This window comes from Paraburkholderia sp. EG304, from assembly GCF_046543485.1.
Lineage (GTDB): Bacteria > Pseudomonadota > Gammaproteobacteria > Burkholderiales > Burkholderiaceae > Paraburkholderia > Paraburkholderia youngii.
Genome location: NZ_JBKGUA010000202.1, coordinates 1 through 1540, shown reverse-complemented (window position 1 = coordinate 1540; position 1540 = coordinate 1). Strand labels below are relative to the sequence as shown.

General features: G+C 57.8%; 2 protein-coding genes. Both read right to left on the bottom strand.

The window, feature by feature from the left end; all coding sequences use genetic code 11:
- Positions 1 to 95: 95 nt before the first annotated feature.
- On the bottom strand, positions 96 to 1112 hold the full coding sequence (locus ACLFKU_RS43320) for a site-specific integrase (RefSeq protein ID WP_410853336.1): 1017 nt from the start codon (positions 1110 to 1112) through the stop codon (positions 96 to 98).
- Positions 1109 to 1540, bottom strand: a 432-nt coding sequence (locus tag ACLFKU_RS43315) for a hypothetical protein (protein ID WP_410853335.1), incomplete at its 5' end; no start/stop codon positions are given. The genes ACLFKU_RS43320 and ACLFKU_RS43315, both read right to left, overlap by 4 nt.

Below are 1540 nucleotides of genomic sequence, written 5' to 3'. Positions count from 1 at the left end.
CATTATCCCGAGTTGCGTTTTATGCCGAGTCTGCTTGCGTCGCCTTTGTGTGATCAGTCGTTGCGCGTCGCCGATCACGACATAAATCTCGGGAGTCAGAGAGAGTTCAGAAACGCCAGAAGGTTCGGTGTGGGCTTCCAGGGCTTCGCTTTGGCAGGCTGAATTCCTGCATGCTTCCAGAAGGTTTCCAGCGCATCACGTTTCATTTGCAGGTTGGTCGCAACGTAGCGTCCGGTCGTAGCGATACTCACATGGCCAAGATAGTCGCGAATCACGGTTATGTCAGTGCCAGACTGTAATAGCGAGACGGCGCAGCTGTGCCGCAAGACATGCGGTGTGATCCGCTTGCGTGCCAGCCCAGGAAAATCTTGTGTGGCGGCCTGCACATGCCGGCGCAGGATGTAGGCGATCCCATCGCGGCTCAATACTTCGCCCCGACGGTTAAGAAAGACGTGCGGTTGCTGATCAGGGTGAGCGCTCATCCAGAGGCGATGCAGCGCATTGACGGTTTCGCGCCAAAGCGGCAGGACGCGATCCTTGCGACCTTTACCATGCAAGCGCACCTGCCGAGGTGCGGCCAGTTGCAAGTCGCGCCAGCAGAGGTCTGCTGCTTCGCTAACGCGTGCGCCGGTATTGTAGAGAAACAACAATAGCGCATAGTCTCGACAGCCATCACCCGTTCTCGGATCGGGCCTGGCGAGAAGTGCGCGCACCTCCTCGGCTTCCAGATAGGTCGCGGGACGATGCCGCACCTTCTTCGCCGGAATGACAAGTGCTCGAGCATACTGCTGCGAGTGCGCGATGTCTGTACGCAAGAGATGCCTGAAGAAGCTTCGGATGGCAGATCGTCGGCAATTGCGCGTCGCCACAGAATTCAAGCGATCCTTCTCCAGATAAGCTAGGAATTGACTGACGGTCTCAGCATTCATGTCGTCAAGCGCAATTGCCGAAAGACTGCATCGCTTGTTCGTTGCCACGAATTCGAAGTACAGCTTGAGCGAGTCGCGATAGGCATGGACGGTGTGTTCGCTCGCGCCTCTCATACTTCGAAGGTTATCGGTAAAGAATGACTCGACGCGCGTGAACAGCGCGGCTGATGGTAGGGTCTTCATCCGACGGCCCGCGCGTTGCGCAAATGACGCCGGAATCGTTGGCTGGCGAGTTCGAGAAGTTGAGGTGTCGCCTTCAGGTACACCTCGGTACCAAGGACATCTTGGTGACCTAGATATGCTGACAACCACGGGAGCTTCGCGTGCATGTCGGCTCCGGCTTCAGCCCATGCCGTGAGCCGATGCACGGCAAAGGCGTGGCGAAACTCATAAGGTCTGGCACCGACGCGGCCTGCCGGTGGCTTGATCGACAATTGACGAAGCAGTCGACGGAGCGCATCGGACGCTGACTTCACGGTGAGCGGCGTACCATCAAGCCGGATGAACAATGCTTGCGGCTCACTAACGCCGAGACGTCCGAGGATCTCGTGACGCGCGTGAAGGTATTGACGCAACTCTCGCGCGAGGTCCGGGCGAAATGGAATGATACG

Excerpts from the sequence above, each read along its gene's own strand:
- ACLFKU_RS43320 (WP_410853336.1), bottom strand. The coding sequence starts at position 1,112 with ATGAAGACCCTACCATCAGCCGCGCTGTTCACGCGCGTCGAGTCATTC.